The organism is Streptomyces sp. SDr-06 (genome assembly GCF_003324565.1).
GTDB lineage: Bacteria > Actinomycetota > Actinomycetes > Streptomycetales > Streptomycetaceae > Streptomyces.
The window spans coordinates 78,695-93,200 of the sequence record NZ_QOLA01000015.1 but is presented as its reverse complement, the minus strand read 5'-3'; the positions used below and the strand labels follow the sequence as shown (position 1 = coordinate 93,200).

19 protein-coding genes are annotated in these 14,506 nt (G+C 73.5%); 11 read left to right on the top strand and 8 right to left on the bottom strand.

Annotated elements, in window-relative coordinates; translation table 11 throughout:
* The first annotated feature begins 231 nt into the window (after positions 1 to 231).
* Positions 232 to 1,056, top strand: coding sequence for an SAM-dependent methyltransferase (locus DT019_RS26535; protein WP_114039443.1), 825 nt, complete (start codon positions 232 to 234; stop codon positions 1,054 to 1,056).
* Between the two features lie 24 nt (positions 1,057 to 1,080).
* On the opposite strand, the gene DT019_RS26530 is transcribed toward DT019_RS26535, so the two are convergent.
* The 3 genes from DT019_RS26530 to DT019_RS26520 all read right to left on the bottom strand — a co-directional run bounded on the left by DT019_RS26530 (position 1,081) and on the right by DT019_RS26520 (position 3,337).
* Positions 1,081 to 1,338: a hypothetical protein gene (locus tag DT019_RS26530; protein WP_114039442.1), complete on the bottom strand. Its 258-nt coding sequence runs from the start codon at positions 1,336 to 1,338 to the stop codon at positions 1,081 to 1,083.
* A gap of 98 nt (positions 1,339 to 1,436) precedes the next feature.
* Entirely contained in the window at positions 1,437 to 2,336 is a 900-nt protein-coding gene (locus tag DT019_RS26525) for an NAD(+)/NADH kinase (protein WP_114039441.1), read from the bottom strand.
* Positions 2,333 to 3,337 carry an SPFH domain-containing protein gene (locus tag DT019_RS26520; RefSeq protein WP_114039440.1) on the bottom strand — a complete coding sequence of 335 codons (1,005 nt, stop codon included), beginning with the start codon at positions 3,335 to 3,337 and terminating at the stop codon, positions 2,333 to 2,335. Before DT019_RS26520 ends, DT019_RS26525 begins: the two co-directional genes overlap by 4 nt.
* A gap of 307 nt (positions 3,338 to 3,644) precedes the next feature.
* Between DT019_RS26520 and DT019_RS26515 the strand changes: the two genes are divergently transcribed.
* Entirely contained in the window at positions 3,645 to 4,880 is a 1,236-nt protein-coding gene (locus DT019_RS26515; RefSeq protein ID WP_114039439.1) for a hypothetical protein, read from the top strand.
* Between the two features lie 216 nt (positions 4,881 to 5,096).
* Here DT019_RS26515 and DT019_RS26510 read toward each other — a convergent pair whose 3' ends face one another.
* The 3 genes from DT019_RS26510 to DT019_RS26500 are packed head-to-tail and all read right to left on the bottom strand — an operon-like array spanning position 5,097 to position 7,017.
* Entirely contained in the window at positions 5,097 to 5,765 is a 669-nt protein-coding gene (locus DT019_RS26510) for a phosphatase PAP2 family protein (RefSeq protein WP_114039438.1), read from the bottom strand.
* Positions 5,762 to 6,343, bottom strand: coding sequence for a phosphatase PAP2 family protein (locus DT019_RS26505; RefSeq protein ID WP_114039437.1), 582 nt, complete (start codon positions 6,341 to 6,343; stop codon positions 5,762 to 5,764). The genes DT019_RS26510 and DT019_RS26505 overlap by 4 nt, the downstream gene beginning before the upstream one ends.
* Complete coding sequence (locus tag DT019_RS26500; RefSeq protein WP_223279764.1) at positions 6,343 to 7,017, bottom strand: DedA family protein; 675 nt, start codon at positions 7,015 to 7,017, stop codon at positions 6,343 to 6,345. The genes DT019_RS26505 and DT019_RS26500 overlap by 1 nt, the downstream gene beginning before the upstream one ends.
* A gap of 123 nt (positions 7,018 to 7,140) precedes the next feature.
* Here DT019_RS26500 and DT019_RS26495 point away from each other — a divergent pair, with 123 nt between their 5' ends.
* The 3 genes from DT019_RS26495 to DT019_RS26485 all read left to right on the top strand — a co-directional run bounded on the left by DT019_RS26495 (position 7,141) and on the right by DT019_RS26485 (position 9,210).
* A complete protein-coding gene (locus tag DT019_RS26495) occupies positions 7,141 to 7,536 on the top strand; it encodes a BlaI/MecI/CopY family transcriptional regulator (protein ID WP_114039435.1) in 396 nt (131 codons plus the stop codon).
* Positions 7,533 to 8,474, top strand: coding sequence for a M56 family metallopeptidase (locus DT019_RS26490; protein WP_114039434.1), 942 nt, complete (start codon positions 7,533 to 7,535; stop codon positions 8,472 to 8,474). The genes DT019_RS26495 and DT019_RS26490 overlap by 4 nt, the downstream gene beginning before the upstream one ends.
* 205 nt (positions 8,475 to 8,679) lie before the next feature.
* On the top strand, positions 8,680 to 9,210 hold the full coding sequence (locus DT019_RS26485) for a DoxX family protein (protein WP_114039433.1): 531 nt from the start codon (positions 8,680 to 8,682) through the stop codon (positions 9,208 to 9,210).
* A gap of 140 nt (positions 9,211 to 9,350) precedes the next feature.
* Here the strand turns inward: DT019_RS26485 and DT019_RS39755 are convergent, their stop codons facing one another.
* Positions 9,351 to 9,518, bottom strand: a complete 168-nt coding sequence (locus DT019_RS39755) for a hypothetical protein (protein ID WP_189389941.1) — start codon at positions 9,516 to 9,518, stop codon at positions 9,351 to 9,353.
* Between the two features lie 584 nt (positions 9,519 to 10,102).
* Here DT019_RS39755 and DT019_RS26480 point away from each other — a divergent pair.
* The 6 genes from DT019_RS26480 to DT019_RS26455 all read left to right on the top strand — a co-directional run bounded on the left by DT019_RS26480 (position 10,103) and on the right by DT019_RS26455 (position 12,979).
* Entirely contained in the window at positions 10,103 to 10,369 is a 267-nt protein-coding gene (locus tag DT019_RS26480) for a hypothetical protein (protein WP_114039432.1), read from the top strand.
* Positions 10,370 to 10,562: 193 nt separating this feature from the next.
* On the top strand, positions 10,563 to 10,868 hold the full coding sequence (locus DT019_RS26475) for a hypothetical protein (protein WP_114039431.1): 306 nt from the start codon (positions 10,563 to 10,565) through the stop codon (positions 10,866 to 10,868).
* A gap of 310 nt (positions 10,869 to 11,178) precedes the next feature.
* Complete coding sequence (panD, locus tag DT019_RS26470; protein ID WP_114039430.1) at positions 11,179 to 11,607, top strand: aspartate 1-decarboxylase; 429 nt, start codon at positions 11,179 to 11,181, stop codon at positions 11,605 to 11,607.
* Between the two features lie 44 nt (positions 11,608 to 11,651).
* Positions 11,652 to 11,990 carry a GNAT family N-acetyltransferase gene (locus tag DT019_RS26465; RefSeq protein ID WP_114039429.1) on the top strand — a complete coding sequence of 113 codons (339 nt, stop codon included), beginning with the start codon at positions 11,652 to 11,654 and terminating at the stop codon, positions 11,988 to 11,990.
* Between the two features lie 2 nt (positions 11,991 to 11,992).
* A complete protein-coding gene (locus DT019_RS26460; RefSeq protein WP_114039529.1) occupies positions 11,993 to 12,628 on the top strand; it encodes an aspartate/glutamate racemase family protein in 636 nt (211 codons plus the stop codon).
* Positions 12,629 to 12,748: 120 nt separating this feature from the next.
* Complete coding sequence (locus DT019_RS26455; protein ID WP_114039428.1) at positions 12,749 to 12,979, top strand: hypothetical protein; 231 nt, start codon at positions 12,749 to 12,751, stop codon at positions 12,977 to 12,979.
* A gap of 60 nt (positions 12,980 to 13,039) precedes the next feature.
* Here DT019_RS26455 and gndA read toward each other — a convergent pair whose 3' ends face one another.
* On the bottom strand, positions 13,040 to 14,482 hold the full coding sequence (gene gndA / locus DT019_RS26450) for an NADP-dependent phosphogluconate dehydrogenase (protein ID WP_114039427.1): 1,443 nt from the start codon (positions 14,480 to 14,482) through the stop codon (positions 13,040 to 13,042).
* Positions 14,483 to 14,506: the final 24 nt, after the last annotated feature.

Here is a 14,506-nt window from a genome sequence, read left to right as displayed (position 1 = left end):
GGGAGTTGGGGCACCGCGCCAAGCCGCCGGGCGCGATCGTATAGGACAGGAAGGTTTCCTACCAGTCCTTCAACTGGCCTGCGTATCAAGGGAGATAGGGTGCTTCGGCGTCTTGTCGGGCGCGGGACCCCCGGGACGGGGGCGCGTCGCGGCTCGTTCTCTGTGACAGCTCGCAACGCGAGTGCCTAGATTGGCCGTTGACGCAGCGCCGCACCTCCAGGAGACACACCCGTGACCGAGAATCCCGCCCCCTCGTCGACGCCCGACCATGTGCGCGACCGCATCAACACCGCACAGCCGCACACCGCCCGGATCTGGAACTACTGGCTCGGCGGCAAGGACAACTACCCCGTCGACCGCGAGGTCGGCGACCAGATCCGCTCGCTGCACCCGGGCATCGGCGACTACGCGCTGGCCGACCGGCTCTTCCTCGGACGGGCCGTGCGCCACCTGGTGGCCGACCGGGGGGTGCGCCAGTTCCTCGACATCGGCACCGGGCTGCCCACCGCCGACAACACCCACGAGGTGGCCCAGCGTCTCGCGCCCGACGCCCGCATCGTCTACGTCGACAACGACCCGCTGGTCCTCGCCCACGCCCGCGCCCTGCTGACCAGCACCCCCGAGGGCCGGACCGACTACCTCGACGCCGACCTGCGCGACACCGCGACCATCCTGGAACACGCGGCCAAGACCCTCGACCTGAGCAAGCCGGTGGCCCTCATGCTGCTCGGCGTCGTCATCTTCATCCCGGACGAGGCCGAGGCCCGCGGGCTGGTCCGGGATCTGATGAAGGAGCTCGCGCCGGGCAGCTACCTCGTGCTCTCGCACACCATCACCAGCCCGGCCATGCCCGACGTCGACGCCGCGGTGGCCTTCTGGAACGAGCACGGGACGCCGAAGCTGACCCAGCGCACCCCGGAGCGGGTGGCCGGGTTCTTCGAGGGACTCGATCTGCTCGAACCGGGTGTGGTGTCGTGCTCGCGCTGGCGCCCGGAGGCGGGCGACACGCTCCCGGACGAGGTGGCGATGTACGGCGGCGTCGGCCGCAAGCGCTGACCCGGCGGCCCGCCACCGCTCCCCTCACGGGCGGGGCTCCTCCCGGCCGGGCGCCCCGCCGGTGTGCAGGCTGCCGACGAGCGCGAACAGCGCGGCCTCGTTTCCCGCGAGGCCCGCTCGCGCCAGCGCCTCGTCCGCCTCGGCGATGACGCCTTCCAGGGCGAGCGGGCCCTGCGGGCGGTCCGAGGGCGAGTCGAGGGCCGCGCGCACGGTGCTCAGCAGGCGCAGATACGCCTGGGCGGCGGAGCGTTCATGGGACGTCATCACGGCGGTGGCGGTCATCGGCAGCCTTCCCTCGGCAGTACGGGCTCACCGTTCACGATGCCGTACGCCACTGACAATCGGCCGTCACGGCCCGCTGACGCGCGGCCCGGCGTCGCTCAACCCACCAGCCGCAGGGCCGTGTCCGCGACGCCGAGACTCACCGACTGGCCCCAGGTCAGCTCCAGCGCGTCGCCCTCCATGCCGTCCCCGAACGCGACCAGGCGATCGGACTCGACGGTGACCCGCAGCCGCTGCGAGCGTCCCAACTCCCCGTCCACCAGCGAGGTGCCGGTCACCGGGGAGGGCCACGCCTCACGCACGAACCACACCAGACGGGCATCGGCCGGGGCCGGCAGCGCCGGGGCCGCCGCACGCTGCTCCCACAGCGAGCGCAGCCAGCCGGTCGCGCCCGTGCCCGTGCCCACCAGGACGCCCGAGGAGGCCTGCGCCTCGCCGGTGGCGGCCGGGTCGTCGGGGCCGATGCGGTAGCGGGCCGTCTGGTGGCCGGGCGCGCCGAGGTAGATCTCGTTCAGCGCGAGCAGGCGCTGGCGGTCGTCGGTGCGCGCCTCCACCATGGTGAGCTCCTCGACCGCACAGCCGCGCGCGACGGCCGCGGGCAGCAGCGCCGCCGCGGCGGACGACCGGTGGCGCACCAGCACGCCCGCGTTGCGGCCCGGCTCCGGGTCGATGCCGATGACCGGCTGCCCCGCCAGGTACTTGGCGGCGTTGGCGACCAGACCGTCCTGGCCGACCACCACGATCGCGTCCTCCGCGGCGAACAGGAAGCGGTCGAGGTCGGCGCGTTCGACCCGGGCCTGGCGCCACTGCGGGGGCACCGCGGCCGCCACGTCGGCCAGCGCCCGCAGCGCCCGGTGGTGCCGCTCGGCCACCTCGCGGATCGAGCGGCCCCGCGAGGACAGGAAGAAGTCGGCCTGACCGTGCGTGCCGTGCCGGGCCAGCAACTCCTCGTACTCCGAGGTGCGGTGGACCAGCACCGCGCGCGGGGCGAGGCTCACGGCCGGTCACCCCGGCCGAGCCGGTCCAGCAGCGCGGTGAGCACGTCGGGGGAGAGGGTGAGGCTGTCGATCTTGGGAAGGTTCTCGGCCAGCCGGGTCGCGGCCAGCGCGTGCAGGGTGGCCGCGTCGGTGTCGTCGTGCGCCCTCAGCCAGGCGGCCTGTGCCCCGGCCCGTGCCTCACCCGCGGCGCGGGCGGCCTCGGCCTCGGCCTGGGCGAGGCGCACGGTGCGGGCCGCCTCGGCCTCGGTGCGGACCGCGTCGGCCGCGGCCGCCTCCTCCGCCTCGCGGCGGGCGTTGGTGCCGTGCTGCTCGACCAACTGCTCCTCGCGCCGGGCCAGTTCGATGCGGCTGGCGAGTTCGTTCTCGGCGATGGTGCGCTCCCGCTCGACGGCCACGGCCCGCCGCTCGTAGGTCGCCCGGTCCGCCTCCTGCTGGATCCGTTCGCGCGCCGGGGTCCGCAGCGCGCGCTCCACCTCCGGCTCGGGGCGGATCGCGACGACCCGTACCGCGACCACCTCGATGCCGGTCGCGGGCAGCCGGGGTTCGGCCGCGAGCCCGGCCGCGACGCGCTCCCGCACGGCCGCGACGCCGTCGGCCAGCGCCGCGGAGAGCGCGGTGCGCGCGAGCACGTCGAGGGCGTGCTGCTGGGCCGTCTCCGTCAGCAGCGTCGACAGCTGCTCCAGGGGGTCGCCGCGCCAGATCCCGGTGTCCGGGTCGATGGAGAAGTCGAGCCGGTCCGCCGCGGTGCCCGGCTCGCTTATCCGGTACGTGACGGTGGCCTGCACCGTGACGTCCTGGAAGTCGGCCGTGCGGGCGTGGAAGGCCATGGCCAGTTCCCGGTCGTTGACCGGCACTTCGGACAGGGCGGCGCTGAGCGGCCGGAACCAGAAGCTCAACCCGACGCCGTCGTGCGCCGGGCGGCCGTTCCTGTGGTGCCGGACGTACGAGGTGGGCGCGGAGCGCAGATGGCGCCGCCCGAAGCGCCTGGTGATGTCGGCCATGAGGAGACCCCTTCCTTTTCGTCAGTAAGACGATAGAGGCATGTCTGTTTATCGTCAAGATGACGCGAAAGGGGGGAAGGGTGGCTGGCCTGACGTGAGTTGGAGTGGGTAGGGGGCGAGCGTGGACAAGGTGTCGTTCAAGCCAACTTTGTTCGATCTTTTGACGGAGGGTTGCCCGTTGACTACGCCTGGTGACGAAGGGGCTGTTGTGGCAGGGCGGGCGGCTCAATGTTGGTGGATATCGGGTTATTTCACGACTCTCCTGTCTACACATCAGGGGTCCGTGCGATGAGTGACGGGAGCAGGTATGCGGGACATCAGTCGAAGGGGATTGCTGGGCGCGGGACTTGGAGCGGTCGCTGCGGCTGGGCTCGCCGGGTGCGGCTCGGCAGGGGGTGACGGCACGGGCGGACCGAGTCGGCCAGTGGGTGGACAGGGGCCGGTGAAACCGGCGAAGCCGCAGGCCAGGCTGATCGGTGACGGTTCGACCGCGGACACCGGCAAGCAACCGAACCAGCCCGAGAAGCCCGTTCCGCTCGAACCGGGCGAGACCCCGCCGCAGTTCGTGATCTTCTCCTGGGACGGTGCGGGCGAGGTCGGCAACGGGCTCTTCCCGCGCTTCCTCGAACTGGCCAGGAATCACGGTGCGGGGATGACGTTCTTCCTCTCCGGCCTCTATCTGCTCCCCGAGTCGAAGAAGAGCCTGTACCGCCCGCCGAACAATCCCGTCGGCGCCTCCGACATCGGCTATCTCTCCGACGCGCACCTCAAGGAGACCCTGAAGTACACCCGCCAGGCCTGGTCGGAGGGGCACGAGATCGGCACCCACTTCAACGGCCACTTCTGCGGCGGTTCGGGCTCGGTGGCCAACTGGACGCCCGCCCAGTGGCACAGCGAGATCGACCAGGCCGTCTCCTTCGTCACCGAATGGCGGACCAACACCGGCTGGAAGGACGAGGACCCGCTGCCGTTCGACTACCGCAGGGAACTCGTCGGCGGCCGCACGCCGTGCCTGCTCGGCCAGCAGAACCTGCTGCCCACCGCGCAGGAGCGGGGCTGGCGCTACGACGCCTCGTCGCCGGGCGGCCGTCAGATGTGGCCGGACAAGCGCCACGGCGTCTGGGACCTGCCCCTGCAGGGCATCCCGTTCCCCGGCCACTCCTTCGAGGTCCTGTCGATGGACTACAACATCCTCGCCAACCAGTCGAAGAGCAGTACCAAGGGCATGCCCTCGCGCTATCCCGGCTGGCGGTCCCAGGCGACCGCCGCCTACCTGGCCGGTTTCAAGCGCGCGTACGAGACCAACCGCGCGCCCTTCTACATCGGCAACCACTTCGAGGAGTGGAACGGCGGCATCTACATGGACGCCGTCGAGGAGGCGCTGAAGGGGATGGCGGGCAAGCGGGACGTACGCCTGGTGTCGTTCCGCCAGTTCGTGGACTGGCTCGACGTGCAGGACCCCAAGGTCCTGGACCGGCTGCGCGCCCTGGAAGTGGGCCAGGCACCCCCGGGCGGCTGGAACGCCTACTTCAAGGCGGCCTGATCGGGGGAAGGTCGGGACGGGGCGAAGGGAGAACACCCTGCGCGAACTGCGAGTGGACCTGACCGGCGCCGACCGCTCCTGCGGAACCCGCATGGCGGCCCGCCGAGCACCCGCGCGGAACGAGTTCGCCCACCGCTGTCAAGTGGCCCTGGTGTCAGGAATGTTGGGCGCTCGCAGGGCGTCGCCCGTGCATGCTCCCGGGGCGCGCCGGCCGTTTCAGTCCCGCGGCGTGGGCTCGGGGTCGGGCGTGCGGACGGACCGTACGAGAGGGCGCGTCGCGAGGCGGGCGAGGCAGAGCCAGAGGGCAGCGAACAGCCAGCCGCCCAGCACGTCGCTCGCCCAGTGCACCCCGAGGTAGACGCGGGAGAGCCCGACCGCGGCGGCCCAGAGCAGCAGCAGCGCGACCGTGAAGCGGGCGGTGGAGAGGCGGGCGCGGGTCAGTACGGCCCAGACGAGGAGCCCGGCGGTGAGGGCGCTCGTGGTGGAGTGCCCGGAGGGGAAGGAGTGGCCGGATGCCGTGGTCGCCCAGTCGACGACGGCCGGGCGCGGGCGGGCCACGACCGCCATCAGGCCGTACCGCAGCGCCTGGCCGATGAGGAGGACCGCGAGCGCTCCGCCCGCCGCGTACCAGCGTTCCCGGGCGGTGCGGCCCGCGATCAGGCCCGCGACCAAGGCCAGCACGTAGGGCGGGACGCCGGTGCCGGTCGCCGTGACCGCGCGGGCGGTGGCCACGGCGACCGGCGGGCGGTGATCGACGGGCCAGCGGTGCAGGGCCCGGTCGCCGGGCAGCGGCGCCCCGTGCCGCGCGGCGACGTACGCCGTGAGCAGCCCGAGGAGCAGAAGCAGCAGGCAGGCCGCCGTGCCCGTGCGCCGGGCCGAGGTCATCGAGCGGTCACCAGGGGCCGCAGCCGGGTGTCACCGAGCCGTTCCACGAAGGGCGCGGCTTTGCGCGCCGCGGGCACGAGGACGACCGCTACGGCCGCGCCCACCAGCAGGCCGATCACCACGTCGTGCGGGTAGTGCGCGCCGATCCAGACCCGGGAGGCGCCCATCAGGAGCGCGGCGGGGACGGCGACCGCGCCGAGCGCGCGGTCGGTGAGGAGGATCGCGACGGCGGCCGCGGCGGCGATCGCCGCGTGATTGCTGGGGAACGACCAGTCGCCGAGCGGCGGGCAGGCCTCGACGGTCAGCGTGTGCAGGGTCTGGCACGGGCGCTGCTCGTGGACGATCATCTTGAGGACGTCGTTCACGGCATACGCGGCGACCACGACGAGCGGCGCCGCCAGCGCCGTCGTGGTGCGGGCGATGCCGAGCGGGCGGGCCCGCCACCAGGCCATCACCATCAGCACCGCGAACAGCCCGAGCCCGTAGTCCGACCAGACGGAGATCAGCGTGTCCAGCGGGCCGGGCGCGCGGTGCGCCAGGTCGGTGACCCAGGTGTAGAGGCCGTCGTCGAAGTGCATCAGCGGCCGTCCTCGGAGGCCGTACGGGCGCGGCGGGCGCGCAGGATCTCCAGGGCGACCGGGGTGAGCGAGACGGCCACGACCAGCGCGACGAGCGGCAGCAGATAGTGGTCGATGTTGGGCACGGACGAGCCGAGCGCATAGCCGCCGAGCACCAGCGCGCAGGTCCACACGAGCCCGCCGGCGACCTGCCAGAGGGCGAACACCCGGGCCGGCACGCCGAGGGCGCCCGCCAGGGGGTTGAGCACGGTGCGGACGATGGGCACGAAGCGCGCGAGGACGATCGCCTTCGCGTGCCCGTACTTGGCGAGCAGCTCCTCGGCGCGGGCCGCGCCCTCGTGCAGCTTGCGGGATTTGCTGCGGGCCAGCAGGGCCCGGCCGCCGCGACGGCCGATCCAGTACCCCACCTGGGCGCCGAGCAGCGCGCCGGCCACCGAGCAGACCAGGACCTGGGGCAGCGAGAGCGACACGGGCCCGTTGCCGCCGGGCACGCACAGCAGGCCCGCGGTGAAGAGCAGGGAATCGCCCGGAAGGAGGAAGCCCACGAGCAGACCGGTCTCCGCGAAGAGCACCACGGCGATGCCCAGGGCGCCGAACGCGGACAGCAGCGAGCCCGCGTCGAGGACGTTCACGGCCTGTGGGGCCGCGGCTGCGAACAGGGGTGCGACAGCCATGTCAGTGGGCCCTCCCATAATGGTGGTCGGGCCACTCGTCCTGCGGATGCGCGCGGCCCGGCTGACTACAGTGATGTAGACGGTCTACAGCACTGTAGACGAATGAAGCGGGAGGAGTGTTCCATGACAGCCACGGGAGACGTCGGGCACGGGGACGCGCGACGCCCCGCGGGTGAACTGGAGGCCGGTGTCCTCGCCGCGCTCTGGGCCGCCGGAGCACCGCTGACCCCCGGCGAGGTCCAGTCCGAGCTCGGCGGCCGGCTGGCCCGCACCACGGTGACCACGATCCTGACCCGCCTGCACGACAAGGGCGCGGTCACCCGTCAGCGCGCCGGGCGCGGCTACGCGTACACCCCGACGGAGGACGCGCCGGGCCTCACCGCCCGCCGCATGCACACCGAGCTGGCGAAGGAGGAGGACCGCTCCACCGTCCTCGCCCGGTTCGTCTCCCAGCTCAGCGACGAGGACGAGCAGCTCCTGCGCTCCCTCCTGGAGGACTCGGGGGGCGACGGACGATGATCTTCTCGGTGTGGATCCCGCTCCTGGTGCCGTTCCTGGCGGTGCCCGCGGCGCGCAGGCTCGCCGAGGCGCTGCCGCCCCGGCCCGCCGCCTGGCTGCTCGCCACCGCGGCCACCGGTCTGGCCGCGTGCTCCACCGCCGCGCTGGGCCTGATCGCGCTGGCCGGTGCGCTCCGGCTGCCCTTCTTCGCCTCCCTGGAGAACCTCACCGCCCCGCTGGACGCGCTCCCGGCCTGGCTCGCCATACCCGCCGCGGCCGTCGCGGCCGTGCTGGTCGCGGTGTCGGGAGCCGCGCTGGTCCGCACCGCCCGCCGCCATCTCGCCGAACTGCGCGCCGCCCGCGCCCGGTTGAGGCCCGGCGGTGGCGAGCTCGCCGTCCTGCGCGACCCCCATCCGGACGCGTACGCGCTGCCCGGGCGCCCGGGACGGATCGTCGTCACCACCGGCATGCTGCGCGCCCTCGCCCCCGCCGAGCGCGAGGCCCTCTTCGCCCACGAGCGGGCCCACCTCGTCGGCCGCCACCACCTGTTCCTGGCCATCGCCGAACTCGCCGCGCACTGCCACCCGTCCCTGCGCTCGCTGCGCGCGCCGCTCGCCTTCGCGTTGGAGCGGTCCGCCGACGAGTACGCCGCGGGAGCGGTGGGCGACCGCAGGCTCGCCGCCCGCGCGATCGGCCGGGCCGCGCTCGCGTCCCGCGCCGCCGCGCCCGGCCCGGCTCGCCCGCGCGTGGTGCTCGCCGCCGCGGCCGGGCCGGTGCCGCGCCGGGTCGCGGCCCTGCTCGACCGGCGCCCCGCGGCCCGGCTGCCCCGCTCACGGGGCGCCCGCCTGATAGCGGCCGTCCTGCTGGGCTGCCTGTGCGCCTCGGCAGCCTCGGCGATCGAGGCCGCGGCCGACCTGCACGGAGGCATCGAGACGGCCCAGGGAGAGGCGGGCCGCTGAGAGGCGGCGGGCCCCGACCGCTACGACGGCGCGTGACGGATCGGGCCCGCGAGGGCGTGGCGCCCGGGCCTTCTCGCCCTCGCCCTTCGTTGTACGTCTCCCGCCGGGCCCCGTGACCCGTACGGCCCAGCAACGCTGCGGGTCGGAGCCGTCTGCCCCGGAGAGTGGATCCCGAGCCCATCGCCCCCACGCTCCGGGAGTAGCCATGACCTGCCTCAGCCGACGCGACCTCGGCCTGCTCGTGCTGCGGGCCGGCACCGGAGCGGTACTGATGGCGCACGGCGCCCAGAAGCTCTTCGGCTGTTTCGGCGGAGGCGGGATCGAGGGCACCGCCGCCGCCATGGAACACATGGGCTTCAAGCCCGGCAAGCAGAGTGCGATCGCGGCCGGACTCGGCGAGATGGGCGGCGGCGCCCTGCTCACCATCGGTCTGGCCACCCCGGCCGCCGGAGCGGCCGCGGCGGGAGCCATGGCGGGTGCGGTCTCCGTCCATGCGCCGGCCGGATTCTTCGCCCAGGGCGGCGGCTTCGAGTACCCGGCCTTCCTCGGCTTCACCGCGGCGGCGATCGGCCTCGCCGGCGCCGGGCGCTACTCCCTCGACCACGCCACGGACCACGTACTCGACCAGCCCTGGACCGTGGCCCTCACCTTCCTCGGCAGCGCCGTGGCGGCGGCCGCGGTGGTCGGCCGCCGGGCCAAGAACCAGGCCGAGTCGGAGGTCGAGACCTTCGACTGAGGAGACCGGCGCTCCACGGACCGGGCTCGGCCCCCACAAGGCCGGGTCCCCGGAGCGTCGGAGAGCCCGGCCCGGTCGCCCGCCGTCGGGTGAGCCGTCCGCGGCATCGGCGGTCACGAACGCTTCAGGAACCGCCGCGGTCACGAGCGCTTCAGGAAGCGCAGAAAGAACGCCGCGAAGACCAGGACGATCCCGACGTTCACCAGCAGCCGCCCCCACGGGTGGTGCCGGAAGAAGAGGACGTCCACGCCGACCACGAGGACCACCAGCGCGAGCACGTACAGTGCGACGACTGCCTGCCTTCCCATTCCTCCTTTGTACTCCGCGTCTTGTCCTGCGCGCGGGCGCGACGGGATTCAGCCACGACGCCTGGGGCCACGTCGGCCGCCACCGGCTCCTGGCGCGGGGCGCTCCGGGGGCAGTGCCTCGCTGAGAGGGTCCGGGGTGACGATGGAACCCATGAAGTCCTCCGCGACCGGCCAGGAACTTCAGGGCGGCTCCCCGGTGAAGGACGGCCGCCGCCGCACCATTGGTGCCGCTGGAACTGTTCCGCCGCCGGGCCTCCTCCGGCGCCAACACGGTGGCCGCCGCGATGAACTTCACCGGCATCGGCGTGGTGTTTGTGGTGACCCTCTACCTCCAGGGGGTGCAGCGTCACCTTCCGGGCCGGCCTCATGATGCTGCCGCTCTTCGTGCCGCTCGCGGCCGGCGCGCCCCTCACCGGACGTCTGGTCGCCCGCTTCGGGCCGCGCCCACCGATGCTCGGCGGGCTGGCGCTGGGCGTGGCGGGCTCGCTGTCCCTGCTCGCGGTGGCCCCGGACAGCGGCTACCCGTCCCTGGTCCCGGTCCTCGTCGGCCTGGGCGCGGGCATGGGCTGCTCACCGCCGCGGTCGTGGCGGCGGCGCTGGTGGCCGGACCCGACGACCGTCCGGGCCTGTCCTCCGGCGTCAACAACACCGCCCGGCAGGCAGCCGGGGCACTGGGCATCGCGGTGCTCGGCACGCTGGTGGAGGACCCGGACGCACACACGAGCTTCCTCACGGGCCTGCACCATGTCGGCCTGCTCTGCGCCCTGTTGTGGGCGGCAGCCGGGCTGCTGACCTTGGTGACCGTCCCCAGAGCTCCTGCGGATCAGCGACGCGGGGGTTCGCGCCCGTGATTTCCCACGCGACCTCCCTTGGGATGCGGCCGCCCGGCCTGGGGTTTCCTTGATCGAAGGATGGCGGAGGAGGCGTCGCAGTGATGGTGGTAACGGCGATCCCGCGACACACGGTGCGTACGCCGGCACCGGCGTCGATGGGGGATCGGAGAGCGCCACCACGCCGCCGCCTCCTACCAGCGACACTGGATGCATGGATCCGACGATCACGGCTGCTCGCGCCGAGGTGCTGCGGGACCGCTACCGCAGCCGACTGCCCGAGCGCTTGCAGAAGCTGGCCGGCCCCGTCGAGGGCAACGTGGACCTGCCGCTGCACATCGTCTGGTCCGGGCGGACGAGCTACAGCCTGGACCGTCCGAAGTCCCGCATGACGCTCTACCGGACCGTTCTCGCCGAAGGGCTGAGTGAGGACCTGTTGGCCCTCCTTCACCACCGGCTGCTCACCGAGCAGTGGCCCGTGCTGCGGCGCTTGATCAGTCCCTACATCCGCGAGGTCTAGGAGGACCCCTTCCCAGAGCTGCTTTGCACCGCTCCAGCCGAAGGGCTGGGTCAGTCCTGAAGTGCTCCCTCGGTCGGCTTCAACAGCTCTCCTTCGCGGTGTGCGAGCGCGGGTTCGCCGTCGGCTGGGCCGTATCGCTGGAGGATTGCCCGAACAGGCGCCGGTGCGGCGCGGACGCCCGGGTGTGCAGCCGGCTGGCTTGAGCGGAGCGATGCTTTTCACAGTCCTTGAGCGGCGTGTCCCGGTGTACAGTCGGGGCCGCCCTTGACCTGCACAACGCAGGCAGGGAGCCGTCCTCCAGGAGTCCACAGTGCTGCGCACCATGTTCAAGTCCAAGATCCACCGAGCCACCGTGACCCAGGCCGACCTGCACTACGTGGGTTCGGTCACCGTGGATGCCGAGTTGATGGAGGCTGCCGACCTGCTGCCCGGCGAGCTGGTCCACATCGTCGACATCGACAACGGAAACCGCCTGGAGACGTACGTCATCGAGGGCGAGCGGGGCTCCGGCGTCATCGGCATCAACGGCGCCGCCGCCCACCTCGTGCACCCCGGCGACCTGGTGATCCTCATCAGTTACGCCCAGGTCGACGACGCCGAGGCGCGCGCCCTGAAGCCGAGCGTGGTGCACGTGGACGCGGCCAACCGGATCGTCGAGCTCGGCAGCGACGCCTCGGCGCCCGTCCCCGGCAGCGACCAGCAGCGCAGCCCGCACGCCCGGATCCCCGCCCAGAGCTGAGAATCCAGAGCTGAACCGGCCACCATCGAAGAGGACCCCGCACCATGGCAGAGATCCGCGACGACCGTTCCCAGGGGCTGCTCACGGCGTTCGAGGGTGGTGAACCGGCCGGTCGCATCGTCTACTTCACGCTCGACGGTCAGCAGGCCGCCCTCGTCGCTGTGCACACCGTCGTGGAGCCCGCCTACGAGGGCCGGGGCATCGCGGGCTCTCTGGTGCGGGAGTTCTACGCCATGGCGGCGCGCGAGGGCGTGCCGGTCGTCCCGCTCTGCCCGTACGCCGCGAAGTGGGCCGAGCGCCACCCGGACGAGGCACCCGCCGCCCCGGCCGGACTCGTCGAGGCCGCCCGGGCCCGGGTCGCCGCGGACCCGGAGCTCTGGTGACCCTGCTCGCGCTACTGCACACGTCGCCGGTCCACGTTCCGGTCTTCGACGCCCTGCGTGACCAGGACGCCCCGGGCCTCGAACTGCGCCACCTGGTGGACGAGCAACTCCTCGGCCGAGCGCGGGAGTCGGGGCCGCAGGCCGTGGCCGGGGCCGTCACGGCGGCCCTCGCCGAAGCGGTGGCCCAGGGCGCGGACGCGGTCCTGTGCACCTGCTCCACGATCGGCGGCGTCGCCGAGGCGGCCTCGGCGACGCTCGGCGTGCCGGTCCTCAGGGTGGACCGGCCGATGGCCGCGGCCGCCGTGGCCATCGGCCCCCGGGTCGCCGTGGTCGCGGCCCTCGAATCCACCCTCGGGCCCACGGTCGAGCTGATCCGCGAGGAGGCCGGGCCCCGGCCCCTGGAGGTGCGCACGGTCGTGGCCGAGGGCACGTGGCCGCACTTCGAATCGGGCGACACGCAGGCGTACTTGGCGGCCGTCGCCGCGACGGTGGACGCGCTGACGGACGTGGACGTCGTCGTTCTGGCGCAGGCCTCGATGGCTCCCGCCGCCGCGCGGACGTCGATCGGCGTCCCGGTGCTGTCCAGCCCCCGCCCCGGACTGCGGGCGGCGGCGGCCGTGGTGGGTGTCGCGGGCTGACCCGGGAGGGTGCCGCCGACGGCCCCGATGGGCGGGGCGGTGCGACCCGGACGGGTTGAACCGGCGGGCGCCGGGAACGCGCGCAGGTGAAGCTGGACGCAGACTCCGAGGAGGTTCACCATGACCGTCCCGCACCCGGACCCCAGCCCGCCCTGGCCCACGCCGCTGCCCGACCCCGAACCGGGGCCGCTTCCCGGACCGGGCCCCGGTCCCGACCCCGAGCCGCCCGGCCCCGGCCCCGACCCGAGGCCGCCGCGGCCGGACCCCGACCCGGACCTTCCGGATCCCGTGCCGCAGCCGCCCGGCCCGGACCCGGTGCCGGGCCCGCCGGAGCCCCAGCCGGCGGGCTGACCGCGGTCACCCCGCCGGACCCGTCGCGGGCGCCCCGGGCCGACCGGGCGACCGCGCGGGTCAGCCCGCGCTCACCTCGGAGCGGTCGCCGCCCCACAGCGTGTGGAACGAGCCCTCCCGGTCCGTGCGCCGGTACGTGTGCGCGCCGAAGAAGTCGCGCTGGCCCTGGGTGAGCGCCGCCGGGAGGCGTTCGGCGCGCAGCGCGTCGTAGTACGCGAGCGCCGCCGAGAAGCCGGGGACCGGCACGCCCTGGCGGGCCGCCGCCACGACGACCGCGCGCCAGTCGTCCTGCGCCGCCCCGATCTCGTCGCCGAACCGCTTGTCCGAGAGCAGGCTCGGCAGCTCGGGCTGTGCGTCGTAGGCGCCGCGGATCCGGTCGAGGAACGCGGCCCGGATGATGCAGCCCGCCCGCCAGATCGCGGCCACCGCGCCCGGGTCGACGTCCCAGTCGTAGGTCTCGCTGCCCGCCTGGATCTGGTGGAAGCCCTGCGTGTACGACACGATCTTCGACGCGTACAGCGCCTGCTCGACCTGCGCCGCGAAGGCCGCGGCCTCGTCCTCGCCCAGTGCGGTCGCGGCCGGGCCGGTCAAAGAGCGGGCGGCCTCGCGCAGTTCGGCGTGGCCTGACAGGGAGCGGGCGAACACCGCCTCGGCGATGCCCGACACGGGGACCCCGAGGTCGAGCGCGATCTGCACCGTCCAGCGCCCGGTGCCCTTCTGCTCGGCCTGGTCCTGGACCACGTCGACGAACGGCTTGCCGGTCGACTCGTCGACATGGGCGAGCACCTCGGCGGTGATCTCGATCAGGTAGGAGTCGAGGCGGCCGGTGTTCCAGCCCCGGAACGTCTCGGCGATCTTGGCGGGGGAGTAGCCCGCGACCGCTCGCAGCAGGTGGTACGCCTCCGCGATGAGCTGCATGTCGGCGTACTCGATGCCGTTGTGCACCATCTTCACGAAGTGGCCGGCGCCGTCCGGGCCGACGTGGGTGACGCACGGGGCGCCGTCCGGGGCCTTGGCGGCGATCCGCTCGAGCAGGGGGCCGAGCGAGGCGTACGACTCGGCCGAGCCGCCCGGCATGATGCTCGGTCCGTGCAGCGCGCCCTCCTCGCCGCCCGAGATGCCGACGCCCACGAAGTGGATGCCGCGCTCGCGCAGCTCGCGCTCACGCCTGCGGGTGTCCTCGAAGTGGGCGTTGCCGCCGTCGATGATGACGTCGCCCTCCTCAAGGAGCGGGGCGAACTCCCTGATCACCGCGTCCGTCGGCTCGCCCGCCTTGACCATGACGACGAGCCGCCGCGGGCGCTCCAGGGCGGCCACGAAATCCTCGGGCGACTCGGCCGCGACGAAGCTGCCCTCGGTGCCGAACTCCTCGACCAGGGCGCGGGTCTTGGCGGCCGTCCGGTTGTGGACGGCGACCGTGAACCCGTTGCGCGCGAAGTTGCGGGCGAGGTTGCGGCCCATGACCGCGAGTCCGGTGACGCCGATCTGGGCTGTTCCACTCATGCGTGTGCTCCTGGATCCTCGGGG

Excerpts from the sequence above, each read along its gene's own strand:
- DT019_RS26515 (WP_114039439.1), top strand. The coding sequence starts at position 3,645 with ATGCGGGACATCAGTCGAAGGGGATTGCTGGGCGCGGGACTTGGAGCG.
- DT019_RS26530 (WP_114039442.1), bottom strand. The coding sequence starts at position 1,338 with ATGACCGCCACCGCCGTGATGACGTCCCATGAACGCTCCGCCGCCCAG.
- DT019_RS26505 (WP_114039437.1), bottom strand. The coding sequence starts at position 6,343 with ATGCACTTCGACGACGGCCTCTACACCTGGGTCACCGACCTGGCGCAC.
- DT019_RS26495 (WP_114039435.1), top strand. The coding sequence starts at position 7,141 with ATGACAGCCACGGGAGACGTCGGGCACGGGGACGCGCGACGCCCCGCG.
- DT019_RS39755 (WP_189389941.1), bottom strand. The coding sequence starts at position 9,518 with ATGGGAAGGCAGGCAGTCGTCGCACTGTACGTGCTCGCGCTGGTGGTC.
- DT019_RS26485 (WP_114039433.1), top strand. The coding sequence starts at position 8,680 with ATGACCTGCCTCAGCCGACGCGACCTCGGCCTGCTCGTGCTGCGGGCC.
- DT019_RS26455 (WP_114039428.1), top strand. The coding sequence starts at position 12,749 with ATGACCGTCCCGCACCCGGACCCCAGCCCGCCCTGGCCCACGCCGCTG.
- DT019_RS26490 (WP_114039434.1), top strand. The coding sequence starts at position 7,533 with ATGATCTTCTCGGTGTGGATCCCGCTCCTGGTGCCGTTCCTGGCGGTG.
- DT019_RS26500 (WP_223279764.1), bottom strand. The coding sequence starts at position 7,017 with ATGGCTGTCGCACCCCTGTTCGCAGCCGCGGCCCCACAGGCCGTGAAC.
- DT019_RS26510 (WP_114039438.1), bottom strand. The coding sequence starts at position 5,765 with ATGACCTCGGCCCGGCGCACGGGCACGGCGGCCTGCCTGCTGCTTCTG.
- gndA (WP_114039427.1), bottom strand. The coding sequence starts at position 14,482 with ATGAGTGGAACAGCCCAGATCGGCGTCACCGGACTCGCGGTCATGGGC.
- DT019_RS26475 (WP_114039431.1), top strand. The coding sequence starts at position 10,563 with ATGGATCCGACGATCACGGCTGCTCGCGCCGAGGTGCTGCGGGACCGC.
- DT019_RS26465 (WP_114039429.1), top strand. The coding sequence starts at position 11,652 with ATGGCAGAGATCCGCGACGACCGTTCCCAGGGGCTGCTCACGGCGTTC.
- DT019_RS26520 (WP_114039440.1), bottom strand. The coding sequence starts at position 3,337 with ATGGCCGACATCACCAGGCGCTTCGGGCGGCGCCATCTGCGCTCCGCG.